Here is a 15,331-nt window from a genome sequence, read left to right as displayed (position 1 = left end):
AGCATGAGTGAATCCGAAGAAGAACTCCCGGACAACGACGAAGAGTGGCGCGACATACTCTCCGACGAAGAGTACCGAATCCTCCGCGAGTCTGGAACAGAGCCGCGGTTCAGCAGCGAACTTATCGATGTAGAGGACGAGGGCGTATTCACCTGTGCCGGCTGCGGGACAGAACTATTCGATAGCGACAGGAAATTCGAATCAGAAACTGGCTGGCCGAGCTTCTGGGACGTGTATCAGGAAGGCAACGTCGAAACACGGGCGGACAACAGCCACGGGATGGAGCGAACAGAAGTCATCTGTGCCGAGTGTGGCGGTCATCTGGGTCACGTGTTCGATGATGGACCGGAGCCAAGCGGGAAGCGGTACTGCATCAACGGCGCGGCGCTTGACTTCGAGTCAGAGTAGCAACCACCGGAACCCTTTTTTTCGTCATTGAAGTTGATACGGCTAGACGTGACTGAACATGGGACCGACGAGGCGGGCGACGACGGGGCCGGAGCATCGGTCGACGAGTCGCTGGTCGACGAACCACCGACTGCGACCGCCGAACAGCCACAGCCGGAGAGTCACCTGCTAGCTGAGAGCCTCCGAACGTTTCCGTGGCTCCGCGCCGCCGGCGTCGCAGTCGGGACGCTGGCTGTCGAGTATCTGCTCGTCGCCCTGCTGTTTCTCGTCGGCCCGTCGTCGGTCGACCTGCCGGAACTGTCGGACCGACTAGTCCAGTACGGGTTCGTGCTGTACAACGCCCACCACGTGCCGACGCTGGTGACGGCATCGGACGCAGAGGTGTACGGCTCGGCCGCACGGAACGTCCTGTACGGCGCACAGGGTGCAAGCATCCCGCCGATAGTCTATTTCCTGATTCCGATTGTCTCGCTGCTCGTCGTCGGCGCGCTGTTCGAGCGCTATCGCGGCGATGCCCGGTCGGACAGCCTGCTCGAGGAAGCGGCGCTCGTCGGGACTGGTATCGGCTTTGGCTACGTCGTCACTGGGTTTATCGGGAGCTTCGTGTTTGTTCGGACGGTCATGTTCGATGGTGGGGGCGAAGGGCAGGCTGCACCGGCAGTGCTGTGGCTTCTCATTCTGCTGTTTTTCCTCCCGCTGGTATTTGCGAGCCTCGGCGCGGCCGCTCGCTATCTCTACGCTGACTGGGCTTCGGGCGCGTAAGTCGTCTCAATAAGCTCGAGGATACGGTCGGACTCGGCCATCGTGACGCCGCGGTCCTCATCAACCAGAACCGGGACCCCCCGCTGACCGGAGACCCGCTTCACCTCGTCGCGTTTCGAGTGCAACGCCTCGACCCAGACGCTGTCGTAATCGATGCCGAGTTCGTCCAGTCGGTCGGCGACTTTCTCACAATACGGACAGCCGTCGAGCTGGTAGAGCGTCAGGCTCATACTGAGCGGTACGGACGCCGCCCTCAAGGTGGTTGTGCTCGAAAAAACGCAGCGGTCGACCTGACGTTACTCGTACAGCCAGGACGAGTCGATCTGGTCCCAGTCGACGAGTTCGCCCTCGTCGAAGAACAGCTCGATTTCGCGCTCGTTTGCGCCCTCGTCCTCGTGGTCGGAGCCGTGGATGACGTTCCGACCGAGGTCGAGCCCGTAGTCACCACGAATGGTGCCGGGAGCCGATTCGGCGGGGTCAGTCTCGCCCATCATGTTTCGGACCTGCCGGGTCGCGTCCTGACCTTCCCAGACCATCGCGAACACGGGCCCGGAGGTGATGAAGTCGACAAGCCCGTCGAAGAACGGCTTGTCCTCGTGCTCGCCGTAGTGCTCCTCGGCGAGCTCCTGGTCGATCTGCATGAACTTGCCACCGACCATCTTCAAGCCGCGGTCCTCGAAGCGGGAGACGATATCTCCTATGAGGCCGCGCTGGACGCCGTCAGGCTTGACCATCACGAACGTGCGCTCGTGCTCGGACATCAGGCCTCGGCCTCCTCAGCTTCCTCGTCCGCCTCGTCTTCAGCATCTGCGTCGGCCTCGTCGGCGTCGGCAGCAGCTTCTTCAGCGTCTGCTTCCTCGTCCGCAGCCGCCTCAGCGTCCGCTTCTGCCTCGTCAGCGTCAGCTTCGACGTCTTCAGCCTCGTCCTCGACCGCACCGGCGTCACCGCGTGCGGTGTCAGTCCATTCAAGGTTGCGGGCCTCGCGGCCCAGGTCGGCGTTGTTCTCGCACTTCGAGGAACAGAAGTGCGTGGTCGCGCCGTCCTTGTGGACGAACATCGTGCCCGTGCCGGGTTCGATGTCCGTGCCGCAGTAGTCACATTCGCGTGTCCGGGGCATGGTTACTGCCCTCCGATGGTGTCGGCCTCGCGAGCCGTCTCGCGGAGCTGGAGCACGTCACCTTCGCGGACCGGGCCGAGAACGTTGCGCGTGATGATGCGCCCCTGGTTCTCGCCTTCGCGGATGCGGCACTTGACCTGCATGGCCTCGCCGTGCATCCCCGTCCGGCCCACGACTTCGATAACCTCGGCGGGCGTGGAACCGCTGCTTTCGGATTCCTCAGCGCTCATCCGAGGTCACCTCACCGAAGCTCCTCGACCTTGTCGGCGATGTCCTCGACATCGGCGTCAGCCTCACCGGCGTCGGTGACGGCTGCGGCGGCCGAGCCGACTTCGAGCCCGGCGGCGTGTCCGAGGTCGTCCTGCTGCTCGACGAAGATGAAGGGAACGCCCTTCTCGTCGGCAAGCTCCGGAATGTGCATGACGATTTCCTCGGGCTGGACATCTTCAGCGACAAAGACGAGCTCGGCGGAGCCGCGCTCGATGGACTTGGTCGTCTCGTTTGTACCCTTCTTTACTGCGCCTGTGTCCCGGGCAACCTCGAGCGCCTCAAGGGCGTCGTCTTCGAGGTCCGCGGGAACGTCGAAATCTACGTATACTGGCATTTGTATGTTCACCTCCTGCGCGCGAGCTCAGGCTCCCCCGCCGTGTCCGGGCCGCGAGGCCCGTCACACCGTGATGGTGTGTATCCTGAAAAGGCTGGGAGCATCATCAACTCGGCGCAGGCTGTACACCATTCTGTGCTACCGGCCCTAAAAGCGCTTTCGAAGCCGAAATCGCGTGCCAGCCCGCCACACAGGTGCTGTCGGGGGGTCTGCCTATTCTGCGGCCGCCGACGCATCGACCAGCGCGGCCCGCGCGTCCGAGACGAGACGGGCCACCACCTCACCGGCGGGCCGTACGTCCTGTGTGAGGCCAGTGCTCTGGCCGGCGTAGTGTGGCAGGGCCTCGACATCGCCGGACATCCCCGCAAGCGGGGGCATATCAGCAATCCGACTAATCGGCTCGCCGTCGGGCATCTGTGCAATTTGTTCGGGGTCGCTGGCGTCGTCCAGTTCATCCGAGTCGTGTCCGGCCTGTTGTCGAACCTCGTCGGTTTCGAGGACTCGGTGTGGTTGGTCCGGCCAGCCCCGGTCGAACAGGTCGGTAAACCGTGTCGCCGTCTCAGGCGCGTCAACGATTCGCTGCCGATATGTCTCGTGCGCGCCCGATTCCTCGGTCGCCACAAACCGAGTGCCGAACCAGCCGCCATCGGCTCCGAGCGTCAGCGCCGCCGCAAGCCCACGCCCGTCGCCGAGACCGCCGGCCGCAACGACCGGGACTGGAACCGCGTCAGCCACCCGCGGGAGCAACGCGAAAGTCGTCACGTCGCTCTGGACGTGGCCACCAGCCTCCCGGCCCTGAGCGACCACTACGTCGGCCCCGGCGTCGACGGCGGCCCCGGCCTCGGCAGCGCTGGCAACCGTGACCATCACCGTCCCGCCGACCTCGTGGACCCGGTCGATGTACGGCCCGGCATCGCCAAACGAGAAGGAGACGACCGACGCGCCCGCGTCCAGACAGGCATCGAGACACGCCGACGGCGAGAGCACGCCCGTCGATTCGTCGAGGACGACGTTGACGCCGACCACGCCGTCAGTCGCGTTTGCAGCGTCCGTGTACGCGTCACGGATCGCGTCGGCCTCACGCCACGACATCGCCAGCATCCCGAAGCCGCCCGCGTCCGCGACTGCCGCGGCCAGGGACGGTGTCGAGACACTCCCGACCGGTGCCTGCACGACTGGGTGGTCGATACCGATCTCGGAACAGAGCGGGGTCTGGAGGGGAGCCATGCCGGCGACTGTGTCCGGTCCAATAAAAAGCGTACCTGGAGAGCACCGTGACCGTCAGGTCCATACTGGCTCGTCCGCCACCACCGGTATGGACATCGCGCGCTCGCTCCGAGCGGAGGCCCGCCGTGCGAACGAGCGCCGGCTGCTCGTGCTGGCGGGCGACCCCGACCGGACGCGGGAGCGAGCGGCAGCAGCGCTTGACGCGGCAGGCATCTCCAGCGCCGAAACGACTGTCGTCGGCCCGGAATCGTTTCTCGACTGTGAACACCACGAGCAGTCCCGCGCCGAGGAGCTTCTCGGTCGGACGCGGACGGCTGTCATCATCGATGCGCACGAGGAACTACGACCGGATGCGGTCGGGCGCACCGTCGGTGCCGTCGACGGTGGCGGCCTCTACGTCCTCCTCGCGCCACCACTGGAAACGTGGCCCGAAGAAAGCGACGGGTTCGACGCCTCGCTCGCAGTCCCGCCCTTCGGCGTCGAGGACGTGAGCGGGCACTTCCGCCGTCGGTTCGTCGAGACACTGCAAGCACACCGAGGTGTTGCCATCGTCGACGCCGACACGGGCACTATCGAGCAGGACGGCCTGACGGACCCGCCACCGAGCCGTCCGGTTCCGCGCCCGACACTACCCACCGACGCGTGGTTCTGCTCCGAGACCTACGCTCAGTGTCTCACCGACGACCAGCGGGACGCGGTCCAGGCATTCGAATCCCTGCGGGACGACGGCGAGGCGGTCGTGATCGAGGCCGACCGGGGTCGGGGGAAGTCAAGTGCCGCCGGGCTGGCCGCCGGAAATCTCGCTGTAGCGGGGCGAGACGTACTGGTGACCGGGCCGCAGTACCGGAGCGCCGCCGAGGTGTTCGCGCGGGCGGGACATCTGCTGGAGACGCTCGGCGTCGACTTCACGCGCGACCGTTCGTCAGACCCCCAGCGGCTCAGCGTTGCAGGGGCGGGCTGTGTGCGGTACGCGCCACCGGACGAAGCGGCATCGCTTCCGGATGGTCCCGACGTGGTCATCGTCGACGAGGCCGCGGCCCTGCCGGTCCGGCGACTCGAACAGTTCCTCGACGCGCCGGCGGTCGCCTTCACCACGACCGTCCACGGCTACGAGGGGGCAGGCCGGGGCTTCTCCGTCCGGTTCCGTGACCGCCTCGCGGAAAGCGACCTCGCCGTCACCGACGTGTCGATGACGACGCCCATTCGATACGGGGACGCCGACCCCGTGGAGGTGTGGGCGTTCCGGGCGCTGTTGCTGGACGCTCGCCCGCCGGTCGACCAGCTTATCGCAGATGCGACGCCAGAGACCGTGGAGTACCGCCGGCTCTCGGCAGCCGACCTGCTCGCTGACGAGCACCTGCTCCGGGAGGTCTTCGGCCTGCTCGTGCTGGCGCACTACCGGACGGAACCCTCGGACCTGGCCCGACTGCTCGACGCCCCCAATCTCACTGTCCGGGCGCTAACCCACGAAGGCCACGTCGTTGCAGTGGCGTTGCTGGCACAGGAAGGTGGGCTCTCGGCGTCGACCCGGGCCACGATGTACGAGGGTGGACGGGTGCGAGGAAACATGCTCCCGGACGTGCTGTCGACACAACTCCGGGACGAAGCTGCCGGAATCCCGGTCGGCCAGCGGGTCCTCCGCATCGCGACCCACGCTGCGGTCCGGTCCCGCGGACTCGGGTCCGAACTCCTCTCGGAAATCAGAGCGGAGTTCGCTGAACGGGTGGACTGGCTTGGGGTCAGCTACGGTGCAACGCCGGAGCTCGTCCGCTTCTGGGCAGACAACGGCTACAACACCATCCACCTCGCAACCTCTCGGAACGCGACCAGCGGCGAGTACTCCGTCGTGATGCTCGACCCCTGTTCCGACGACGGGGCGGCGCTCGCGGCGCGCCACGGGGAGTGGTTTCAGGACCGCATCGGCGCAGTACTGTCGGACCCACTCGACGACTGTGACTCCGACGTAGTTCGGGCCGTGCTTCGGGCGGCCGACAGCAAGCGGCCGGTATCGCTCTCGGAGTGGGACTGGCGGCTGGTCGCCGGCGTCCCCGGTGGCGCGTCGGTCCTCGACACGAACCCGAAGCCGTTCCGTCAACTCACCCGTCGACACCTGTCGGACCCGGCCGACGCGACCGCGCTCTCAGCGCAGGAGGAACGCCTGCTCGTCCGAAAAGTCTTGCAGGCACATCCATGGTCGGCCGTCGCCGAGGAGCTGGCGTTCGTCTCCGAGCGTGAGTGTATGCGCACGCTCGGCGGAATAGTCGAAAGGTTGACGCGTCTGTACGGCGACCCTTGGGTACAGGAGGAACTCGACAGACACCTATGAGCCTGCTTGGCCTCGAAACGCTGTTGTTTGTACTCGCGTTCGCCCTACTGGTCGGCGGTGTCATCGGTAGCCTCACGCCCCAGGTCCCCGGCGCGCTCGTCTCGCTCGCCGGCGTGTACCTGTACTGGATCGCCAGCGGCATGACCGCCCCCGGAACGCTCTTGCTGGCCCTGTTGACGCTGGTCGGCCTGCTGACGTGGGCTGTCGACATCGCGGGCGGAGCCGTCGCCGCGCGCGTCGGCGGGGCGTCGAACTGGACAGCAGTTCTGGCCGGCCTGGTGGCGCTCGTCCTCTTTTTCGTCACCGGCCCGCTCGGCATCCTGCTGGGCGTCGCTGGAACGGTGTTCGTCGTCGAGTTCTATCGGCAGGAGGACGCAAGAGGGAGCGCGAAGGCCGCGCTGGTAACCACTGTCGGGATGCTGGCCTCCGGCGTCGTCCAGGCCCTGCTGACGGCGTCGATACTGGTTACCATGATTGCCGTCGCGCTCCTATGACACAGTGTGCGGAGGACGGCTGCGAGAATGAGGCCGCGGTCGAACTCCACATCCCTTGGGAGGCGAACCGAGAAGTGTGTCCGGCCCACGCTCGCGTCTGGGCGCAGAAGGACGGCGTCGTCCCAGCGCCGATGGACGGCCACGAAGACAGGTGGCCATAGACCGCTGTCGTCGGAATTGACGATTTAATTTACACGTGGGTATCGAATCAACAGGTTGTCAACCGTTCACGAAGAAAATATAATAATAATTGGGTTTGAATACGACAACTGAGGCGTGTTATCATGAAACGCGAGATGCTCACCACCGACTTCATCGACCGTGCAGCAGACATATACGACGACGTTACCGGGATCATCGCCCATGACGGCACCGAGTACACGTACGCGGAGATGAACGAACGAGTCAACCGGCTGGCACACGCGCTGTCGGACCGGGGCGTCTCGAAGGGGAGTCGCGTGGCTCTCCTCGCGCCGAACACACACTACTTCATCGAGACGCTGTACGCGACGAATAAACTCGGCGCAGTCTTTGTCCCGCTGAACTACCGACTCGATCCCGCAAAAATCGAGTACATTCTGAACGACTGTGAAGCCGCAACAGTAATCGCCGACTACGACTTCGCGGAGAAGGTCCAGCCAGTACGGGACGACATCCCTGCGGAGACGTTTATCGGCTACGAGCCCGACCGTATCGATGGGGAATGGGAGGGGTACAGCGATGTCCTTGACGGGCAGCCGACTGCCGAACCGGACCGACCGGACATGACCGAGGACGACGACGCCAGCATCAACTACACGTCCGGAACGACGGGGGACCCGAAGGGCGTGGTCAGGACCCATCGGACCGAAAGCTGGCACTCGCTGGTCCTCAATCAGCATATGGAGATACGCGACGATGACACGTACCTCTGGACACTCCCGATGTTCCACTGCAACGGCTGGGGCCACACCTACGCCATCACCGGGACCGGCGGGACGCACGTCTGCCAGCGGACCTTCGACGCTGCGGATACCTTCCGCCGGGTCCGCGAGTACGACGTGTCGTTCATGTGTGGCGCGCCGACGGTTCTGAACAAGCTCATCCAGCACTACCGGGCCAACGACGGCGACGTAGTGACGCAGGGTGACCGCGACGTGCGAATCGCGACAGCCGGCAGTGCTCCGGCGACGGCGACCATCGACCGCGTCGAAGACGAGTTCGGCTGGCGCATCATCCACATCTACGGCCTGACCGAGACGGCCCCGATCATCACGACCAGCAACTCCCCGCGGCGTATCGCTGAACGGGGCCGTGAGATCAAGGTCAAGCAGGGGTCTCAGGCGCTGTGTACCGACATCAGGGTCGTCGACGAGGACGGCACCGACGTGCCACGCGATGGGACGGCCATCGGTGAGATCGTGGTGCAGGGCAACCAGGTGATGGACCGCTATCTCAACAAGCCCGATATTACCGAGGAGGCGTTCAACGACCGCGTCGAAGGGTACTTCCACACTGGCGACCTCGCGACGTGGGACGACGACGGGATGATACAGATCATGGACCGCCGGAAGGATATCATCATCTCTGGGGGCGAGAATATCTCCTCGATCGAACTGGAGGACGAACTGTACGATCACCCCGATGTGCTGAAAGCCGCGGTCATTCCGGCACCGAGTGAGGACTGGGGCGAGACGCCGATGGCAATTGTCGTCCCAACGGCCGACAGCGACGCGACCGAACAGGATATTCTCGAATTCCTCAGAGAACGCGTTGCGAGCTACAAGGTCCCCGCAGGCATCGACTTCCGTGACTCGCTTCCTGAAACAGCGACCGGGAAGATCCAGAAGTACGAACTCCGAGAGGAGTACTGGCAAGAGCAGGAGCGGATGATCGGGCAGGAGTGAGCGCGGCGGTAGCTGTGAAGTAGTGGAACAGAACCAACACGATTCTTTATTAGTGTTCCAGCAGTCGGTCACACCATGCATCTGGGAGTCGTCGTGCCACGCGTCGAGGACCACAGCACAATCGACCTGGCCGTCGAAGCCGAAGATTACGGGTACGACTCGGTCTGGCTGAACGAACTGTGGGGCGCTAGCTCCGTTGTCGAACTCACGGATATCGCGACCCGTACCGACGATATCGAAATTGGCAGCGCGATACTCAACGTCTTCTCGCGGTCACCGGCCGTGCTGGCGATGACAGCGACGACCCTCGACAGGGTGTCGGACGGACGGGCAGTGCTGGGGCTGGGGACGAGCACAGCCCGGTCCATCGAGAATATGCACAGCATGGAGTTCAAGCGACCGGTCCGTCGCGCCCACGAGACGATCGATATCATCAAACAACTCATGACCAGCGACGAGCGGGTAACCTATGACGGCGAGGTGGTGTCGGTCAGAGGCGTTCCGCCGCTAGACCGTGACGTGCCGGTGTACCACGCCGCGCTCGGGCCGGCGAACAGGCGCGTCGTCGCCAGACTCGCCGATGGCTGGCTCCCGCATATGGTTCCCTTCTCCGAACTCGAAGCGTCGTTCGACTACATCGCCGAGACCGCACGCGATGCCGACCGCGACCCGGGCGAGATCACCGTCGCACCGTACGTGCCGGCAGTAGTCCACGAGGATGCCGAGCGAGCGACAGAGGAACTCCGGCAACACATCGCCTACTACGTCGGCAGCGGCGAGGGGTACCGCCGGGCTGTTGCGGAGACGTATCCGGACCGGGCGGAGCGCATCGCCGACGCCTGGCAGGCGGGTGACCGCAACGAGGCGACGGAGCTCGTCACCGACGAAATGACGGTCGACCTCGGCATCGCTGGGACGCCGGAACAGGCGCGGGAGAAACGGGATAAGATTGCGGACAGGGATGTCATCGACCGGCTTCTGCTAACTGTGCCACAGCAGGTCGATGGGGAGCTGGCTCGGAAGACGATTCGGGCGCTGGGGCCGAGTTAGAGGTCAATTTCCATCATCACCTCGTCGGCGTACTCGTCGCCGAACTTGTAGTGGTCCTCGCGGATGGCGTCAGTGTCCCACCCGTGGCCTTCAAGGAACTCGATCGCATCCTCGTTCGTCGATGGGACAGAGTTGTACAGTTTCTCGTAGCCGTTCGACGCCGCCCACTCGGTGCCCCGGGCAAGCAACTGCGAGCCGATGCCGTGGCCTCGATACCGGTCAAGGACGCCAAGCGTCAGCTCTGCCGTGTGGCTGAGCTTCTCGACTTCGGGATGTTTGAGATGGACCCATCCGACTACGTCGTCGTTGATGCAGGCGACGAAGAAGATGCGCGACTCCAGTTCGTTGTGTCGGAGCAACACGCCCTCGCTGTCCACCACGTCGGCGACGGTCTCCGCGTCGACGTACTCACCGCCGCCGATCGCGGCCCGGATGGCCCCAACGAGACCGGTCAGGTCTTCCTGTCGCGCCTGACGGATGGTGAACTCGATGTCGTCGGCCTCGAACTCTTCTTCGACGGTATCGTTGTAGGCGACGCGGAGTTGCCCGTCAATCTCTTCCAGTACGCCGTCGCGTTTGAGTATCGCAACGTGGTGGCCGAACGGTCGCGGGTCCATCTGTAGCGCCGAGCGAGCGGCTCGCGGCTCCACAGACCCGTGCGATTCGACGTACTCGTAGATGTCCCGTCGGTCCTCGTGATCGAAATGCAGTGGCTCTGTTAACTCCATGGTATCTGCTACCACGACACAGTACTTAATCCTTTATCAAAAACCATGTACTTCTCAGTAAACGGCAGCTACTGCTCCGGAACACCGGTCAAAAGGACTGCCACATCACGGGCGTTATGCGTGTCGACGAGCAGCTCTGCGGCCGCTCTGACGCTGTAGGTGCCGGCTAACTCCACGCCGTAGCAGGCGGCGTAGCAGTCAAGCCAGTCATTCATCGCCCGTTCCAGCCGCTCGAATTCCGCTTCGGAGAACCGGACCCACGACCCGCCGGTCCGGGCCTCGCAGTACAGAGCTACTGTGGGTCCGAACCCGTCCCGAAGGATTTCCATCGCGCGCTCCTCGTCTGGCGGGTCGGGGTCCAGCGACTCGTGGACCTGTTCGGCCCGGCGCGCGAGCGCCCGAACACGGTCGTCGTACTGGCCGCTCATCACCGACCGGGTCACCCCTGGTTGAACTCCACGCCTTTCCCGCCGGCAGGGTGTTCCCACTCGGTGTCGGCGACGATGGCGCAGGTACCACACTCGACGCAGGGCTGGGTGTCGAGGCTCACGAGGTGTTCCTCGCTTCCGTTGGTCTGGACCATCTCGTCGCGGTAACAGCCGCCGCCGAAGTCCTCGGCGCTGACCGGGCAGGCCGTCACGGCGGTGCCCGAGGCTTCGAATGACTTGTCGACCAGTTCGATGTGCGGGTCGTCTACGTCGTAGGTCAAGTCGCCGATGCGGTCACCCAGGTCAGGTGGTGAGACGGTGTTCTCATCGGTTACCGGCTCGCCGAGCTCCTCGGCAATGACAGTCGGTAGCGTCACGTAGGGAAGTTTAGTGTCAGGAATCATCGACACCATGCGCGGCGACGAGTAGGCCCGTTCAAGCAGTCCGGCTGCCGCGCGGACCCCGAACCGGCCGACGGCGGAGTCGGCGATAGCGTTCGAGAAGTCGTCGACGGGGCCGAGTTCGCCGAGCTGCCCGAACACCCTGTACCCGGTCGGCCGGAGCTTGTCCATCACGCCCTCGTCGTGGAGTTTCTTCTCGTACAGGTCGCCGGCCTGAGACGGATCGTCTCGTGCCCTCGCGTCGGCGAAGGCCTCGGCGGCCAGCGCCCCGGCAGTGACCGCATGGTTCATCCCCTTGATAATGGGGCCCTGGGCCTGCATCTGGCCGGCGGCGTCGCCGACCAGCACGAGCCGGTCCTTGTGTGGCGAGGGATGGGCCGCTTTCTTCGAGTCCGGGACAAGTTTCGCGCTGTACTCGCGCTCGTCGTATTCGTCACCGAGCCACTGGGCCATGAGCGGATGCGTGAGCAGGCTGTCGAGCAGTTCGTGGGGCTCCGCCCGCTCCTCGGCGATAGAATCGAGGTGGAACACAGTGCCGATAGACAGCGAGGACTCGTTGGTGTAGAGGAAGCCACCGCCGCGGACGCCGTCGAACAGGTCGCCGGAGAACAGGTGGGCCGCGCCGTCATCGGGAGCCACGTCGAAGCGGTCGTTGATGACCTCCGGCTCCATGTCGACGACCGCTTTGACGCCCTGGAACCATTCCTCGGGCTCGTCCCAGTCCATCAGCCCGGCGTCCCGGGCGAGTTCGGAGTTGACGCCGTCGGCCGCCACGACGATGTCGGCTTTGATGGGTGTCAGCTCCTCGGTCGTCACGCCGACGATTTCGCCCCGTTCGCGGAGCAAGCCGGTGACATGGACCTCGGTCAGCAATCCGCCGCCGGTCTCGCGGGTGCGCTCGTGGACCTGCTGGGCGAGCCACGAGTCCATCTTCCGACGGAGCACTGCGTCGGCCCACGCCGTGTCGTGGTGGTGCAGGTCGCCGATGTCGAAGGATTTCACCTTGTCGCCGGCGATGTTGTGAATCATATTCTCTGTCACCGGCCGCTCGGTCGCCTCCTCGCGGAAGTCCGGGAACAGCCCGTCGATAGTGTATGGGGCCGATTCTTCGGCGTATATGAGCCCGCCAGAGACGTTCTTCGAGCCGGCATCGACGCCGCGTTCGAGGACGAGCGTCTCGACGTCGTTCCGCGCGAGTGTCGCCGCCGCGGCGGCCCCGCCCGGACCACAGCCAACGACGACGGCCTCGTACTCCTCAACGGCGTCAGTCATCGCTGGCCTCCATCATCGCACCCAGTTCACCGGCCTCGACCGCCTCGGTCAACTGCGGCAACACCTCGAATAAGTCGCCCTCGATGAGATAGTCCGAGAAGTCGCGGATATCGGCGTCCGGGTCAGTGTTGATTGCGATGATCGTGTCGGACTCGTCGCAGCCGACCTTGTGCTGTATCGCGCCGGAGATGCCCGCCGCGATGTACACGTCCGGTTCGACCTCCTGCCCGGACTCGCCGATCTGGCGCTCCTCGGTGACGTACTGCTCGACGTGGCCGTCGAAGGAGTACGACGAAGTGATGACGCCACGCGAGAGCCCAAGGTCGGCGTCCTCGAAGGCGTCAACGAGGTCCAGTGCCTGCTCGATGCCCCGCGTCGGATCGTCACCGATACCGCGACCCACGGCGACGATAACGTCGTTGCCGGTGAGGTCGACGCCGCCGGAGAGGCGATCGTACTCCTCGACTTCGACTGTGAACCAGTTGTCATCGAGGTCCATCTCGTAGTCGATGACCTCGCCGTCGCGCTCGTAGTCGGGGTCAGGCATCTCGAAGCTCCCCGGAATCACCGACGCCCCTTGTGGGTGGAAATCCCGGTGGGGTTTGTCGATGCAGAGAATCGTCGAGTACTCGAACCCGGAGAAGTCCGGGCGCTTCATATGTAGCACCCGTTCGAACTCCTTCTTGTCGCCGGCGGTGCCGACCTTCGCGGGGTTTGAGATCATCGCGCTCTCGATGTACAACCCCGAACAGTCCGACGCTAATCCGGAGTCGAGTTCACCCTGAACGAGCGCCGAGAGGTCCCGACCGTTGTTCGTCGCCGGGAAGACGGCATACCGCGGTTCGTGGTAGTCCTTCCATTCGATTTCCTCTCGCCCCTCGGTAGCGAGGTCGCCACCGGCACGAGCCATGTCACAGAAGATTTCGGTGTAGGGCTGATGGCGGAAGCGCTCGAGGCGGTCGTCCTCGTGATAGACGACGAGATCCGCGCCGCAGGCGATGACATCGTCGATGTGGTCGCTGGCGTCGGCCTCGATGAGCACGGCGACGACACGCTCCTCCTCGTCGTACGCTGCGTTGTAGTCGTCCATCAGTTCGCGAGCCTTCCCGAGCATCTCCTTCGAAACGTCCACCAAGTCGCCGGCCTGCGTCTCGCAGTACACCCACATATCGCGGTACTCTGCGCCGACTGTGCCCTCAACCCACTGCTTGTCGTTGGTCGGGTGGTCGAGTTCGGGGTACTTCTCCTCCGGTGGGACGTACTCGACCTCTGTCACCTCCTCGCCTTCGGCCTCCTCGGTTCCCTCGACCGATTCGATTCGACTCTCTATCTGGGATTTCGCTGTCTTCCGGTCCTGGCCTGCTTTCTCGCGTTCGATCAGGTCCCGGAGCACATCGGCGTCATCGACGTCCCTGACCATGTTCGCCACGTCAGCGACGGTGAGGTCGGAGAGGTCGACGCTTTCCGGGTCGGTCTCGCCGTCGTCGTCGCTTTCGACCTTCTCGATACGGTCCTCGATGAGCGTCTTGACGGGCATTCGGTCCTCACCATCTTCCTCCAGCGCCAGCATCGCCCGCAGTTCGTCGGCATCATCGACATCTTTGAGTTTCGGCCCGAGCTCGGCGATTTCGTGTTCTGTGGGGTCGATATCAGGCATGGTCAGTCACCCGCCGCGTACGGCGTGAGTTCGTCCAGTACCGGTTCCAGTGCCTCGCGTTCGTCGGCTTCGATCATCGTTGCCTCTCGCTCCGAGGGTGCCTTCGGAATCGGGTCGACGCCGGCGACGATCGTCGGCGACCCGTCGAGACCGATGTAATCCGGATCGAGGTTGAGATCTTCGTGGTCCCAGACCGTGAGGTGGTCCTCGTACTCTTCGGCCCGCTGCTGGGTCCCCCCGCGGAGGTCCTTGTGCTTCAGCCGGTGGCTCGCCTTCCGATAGGTCGGTTCAAACTCGGGGTCGGCGACGATGAAACACGGCATCGGCGCTTTGACCGTCTCGATCTCAGAGATGTCACCGTCAACCAGCCGCTTCGCCCGGACAGTGCCGGCGTCCTCGTCGATATCGAGCGAGAGAACGTGAGTGATTATCGGCCAGTCCAGACACCAGCAGGTCTGTGGGCCGGTGTGGCCCGTTTCGCCGTCGGCCGTTTTGAAGCCGGCAAACACCAGATCAGGCTGCTCGTCAAGGTTCTGGAGGCCAGTGGCGACGGTCATCGCGGTGGCCCAGGTGTCCGCAGCCCCCATCTCGCGGTCCGAGAGGAGATACAGGTCGTCGGCGTACACATCCCGCATCCCTTCTTGCAGGACCTCTTTGTACCCCGGCGGCCCCATACTCATCAGCGAGACGTGGCCGCCGTTGCGGACTTTCGTCTGGAACGCCGCACGGAGTGCGTGCTTGTCGTTGGGGTTCATCACCGTCGGTGTCTTTCCCCGTTCGAGATGCCCGTCCTCGTCGAACGATACCTGTCCCTCGCGGAAGTCCGGAACGCCCTTTGTCATAACAACTGTATGCATGGTACTATGACCTTCGTGAGTGTATCTCACACAAGAATCTATAATAAATGTATGTTTACAAATCTGAATGACAGGTCGAGAGCTCTTTCTCAGGGGAGGTAGAGTCCGGGCAAT

At 64.1% G+C, this 15,331-nt stretch carries 18 protein-coding genes; 7 read left to right on the top strand and 11 right to left on the bottom strand.

The genetic code is table 11. From position 1 onward, the window contains the following. Positions 1-3: 3 nt before the first annotated feature. Both msrB and ACODNH_RS14675 read left to right on the top strand, forming a co-directional pair. The gene (gene msrB, locus ACODNH_RS14680) at positions 4-408 is read left to right on the top strand and encodes a peptide-methionine (R)-S-oxide reductase MsrB (RefSeq protein ID WP_306705395.1); all 405 of its coding nucleotides are present in this window, start codon (positions 4-6) and stop codon (positions 406-408) included. A 48-nt stretch (positions 409-456) separates the two neighbouring features. Next, the gene (locus tag ACODNH_RS14675) at positions 457-1,170 is read left to right on the top strand and encodes a hypothetical protein (protein WP_306705393.1); all 714 of its coding nucleotides are present in this window, start codon (positions 457-459) and stop codon (positions 1,168-1,170) included. Here ACODNH_RS14675 and ACODNH_RS14670 read toward each other — a convergent pair. The 6 genes from ACODNH_RS14670 to ACODNH_RS14645 all read right to left on the bottom strand — a co-directional run bounded on the left by ACODNH_RS14670 (position 1,143) and on the right by ACODNH_RS14645 (position 4,118). After that, positions 1,143-1,400 (bottom strand): glutaredoxin family protein, encoded by a 258-nt coding sequence (locus ACODNH_RS14670; RefSeq protein WP_306705391.1) that lies wholly within the window; start codon positions 1,398-1,400, stop codon positions 1,143-1,145. The genes ACODNH_RS14675 and ACODNH_RS14670 overlap by 28 nt on opposite strands. Positions 1,401-1,466: 66 nt before the next feature. Further along, entirely contained in the window at positions 1,467-1,931 is a 465-nt protein-coding gene (gene ndk / locus ACODNH_RS14665) for a nucleoside-diphosphate kinase (protein WP_306705389.1), read from the bottom strand. Beyond that, complete coding sequence (locus ACODNH_RS14660; RefSeq protein WP_306705387.1) at positions 1,931-2,287, bottom strand: 50S ribosomal protein L24e; 357 nt, start codon at positions 2,285-2,287, stop codon at positions 1,931-1,933. Before ACODNH_RS14660 ends, ndk begins: the two co-directional genes overlap by 1 nt. Before the next feature lie 2 nt (positions 2,288-2,289). After that, positions 2,290-2,517: a 30S ribosomal protein S28e gene (locus tag ACODNH_RS14655; protein WP_004516764.1), complete on the bottom strand. Its 228-nt coding sequence runs from the start codon at positions 2,515-2,517 to the stop codon at positions 2,290-2,292. Positions 2,518-2,528: 11 nt separating this feature from the next. Further along, positions 2,529-2,891 (bottom strand): 50S ribosomal protein L7Ae, encoded by a 363-nt coding sequence (rpl7ae, locus tag ACODNH_RS14650; RefSeq protein WP_004593501.1) that lies wholly within the window; start codon positions 2,889-2,891, stop codon positions 2,529-2,531. A 213-nt stretch (positions 2,892-3,104) separates the two neighbouring features. Next, positions 3,105-4,118 (bottom strand): NAD(P)H-dependent flavin oxidoreductase, encoded by a 1,014-nt coding sequence (locus ACODNH_RS14645; protein ID WP_306705381.1) that lies wholly within the window; start codon positions 4,116-4,118, stop codon positions 3,105-3,107. Here ACODNH_RS14645 and tmcA point away from each other — a divergent pair. From tmcA to ACODNH_RS14620, 5 genes are all read left to right on the top strand, one after another. Next, the gene (gene tmcA, locus ACODNH_RS14640) at positions 4,117-6,444 is read left to right on the top strand and encodes a tRNA(Met) cytidine acetyltransferase TmcA (protein WP_434530485.1); all 2,328 of its coding nucleotides are present in this window, start codon (positions 4,117-4,119) and stop codon (positions 6,442-6,444) included. The genes ACODNH_RS14645 and tmcA overlap by 2 nt on opposite strands. Next, a complete protein-coding gene (locus ACODNH_RS14635) occupies positions 6,441-6,938 on the top strand; it encodes a DUF456 domain-containing protein (RefSeq protein WP_434530484.1) in 498 nt (165 codons plus the stop codon). The genes tmcA and ACODNH_RS14635 overlap by 4 nt, the downstream gene beginning before the upstream one ends. Then, on the top strand, positions 6,935-7,099 hold the full coding sequence (locus ACODNH_RS14630; protein WP_434530483.1) for a hypothetical protein: 165 nt from the start codon (positions 6,935-6,937) through the stop codon (positions 7,097-7,099). Before ACODNH_RS14635 ends, ACODNH_RS14630 begins: the two co-directional genes overlap by 4 nt. Before the next feature lie 123 nt (positions 7,100-7,222). After that, positions 7,223-8,824: a class I adenylate-forming enzyme family protein gene (locus tag ACODNH_RS14625; RefSeq protein WP_434530482.1), complete on the top strand. Its 1,602-nt coding sequence runs from the start codon at positions 7,223-7,225 to the stop codon at positions 8,822-8,824. Positions 8,825-8,899: 75 nt separating this feature from the next. Further along, positions 8,900-9,874 (top strand): LLM class flavin-dependent oxidoreductase, encoded by a 975-nt coding sequence (locus ACODNH_RS14620; RefSeq protein ID WP_434530481.1) that lies wholly within the window; start codon positions 8,900-8,902, stop codon positions 9,872-9,874. On the opposite strand, the gene ACODNH_RS14615 is transcribed toward ACODNH_RS14620, so the two are convergent. The 5 genes from ACODNH_RS14615 to ACODNH_RS14595 all read right to left on the bottom strand — a co-directional run bounded on the left by ACODNH_RS14615 (position 9,871) and on the right by ACODNH_RS14595 (position 15,217). Next, positions 9,871-10,602: a GNAT family N-acetyltransferase gene (locus ACODNH_RS14615; protein WP_058997003.1), complete on the bottom strand. Its 732-nt coding sequence runs from the start codon at positions 10,600-10,602 to the stop codon at positions 9,871-9,873. The genes ACODNH_RS14620 and ACODNH_RS14615 overlap by 4 nt on opposite strands. Before the next feature lie 68 nt (positions 10,603-10,670). Further along, complete coding sequence (locus tag ACODNH_RS14610; RefSeq protein WP_306707459.1) at positions 10,671-11,030, bottom strand: hypothetical protein; 360 nt, start codon at positions 11,028-11,030, stop codon at positions 10,671-10,673. Positions 11,031-11,041: 11 nt separating this feature from the next. After that, positions 11,042-12,703 carry an FAD-dependent monooxygenase gene (locus ACODNH_RS14605; protein ID WP_434530480.1) on the bottom strand — a complete coding sequence of 554 codons (1,662 nt, stop codon included), beginning with the start codon at positions 12,701-12,703 and terminating at the stop codon, positions 11,042-11,044. Continuing rightward, complete coding sequence (locus tag ACODNH_RS14600) at positions 12,696-14,360, bottom strand: electron transfer flavoprotein subunit alpha/FixB family protein (RefSeq protein ID WP_434530479.1); 1,665 nt, start codon at positions 14,358-14,360, stop codon at positions 12,696-12,698. Before ACODNH_RS14600 ends, ACODNH_RS14605 begins: the two co-directional genes overlap by 8 nt. Before the next feature lie 2 nt (positions 14,361-14,362). Then, the gene (locus ACODNH_RS14595; RefSeq protein ID WP_434530478.1) at positions 14,363-15,217 is read right to left on the bottom strand and encodes an electron transfer flavoprotein subunit beta/FixA family protein; all 855 of its coding nucleotides are present in this window, start codon (positions 15,215-15,217) and stop codon (positions 14,363-14,365) included. Between the last annotated feature and the right edge of the window lie 114 nt (positions 15,218-15,331).

It is taken from the genome of Haloarcula sp. NS06 (genome assembly GCF_051122755.1).
GTDB lineage: Archaea > Halobacteriota > Halobacteria > Halobacteriales > Haloarculaceae > Haloarcula.
Note: the sequence above shows the minus strand (reverse complement) of the source record. Positions and strands in the feature narration are given on the sequence as shown.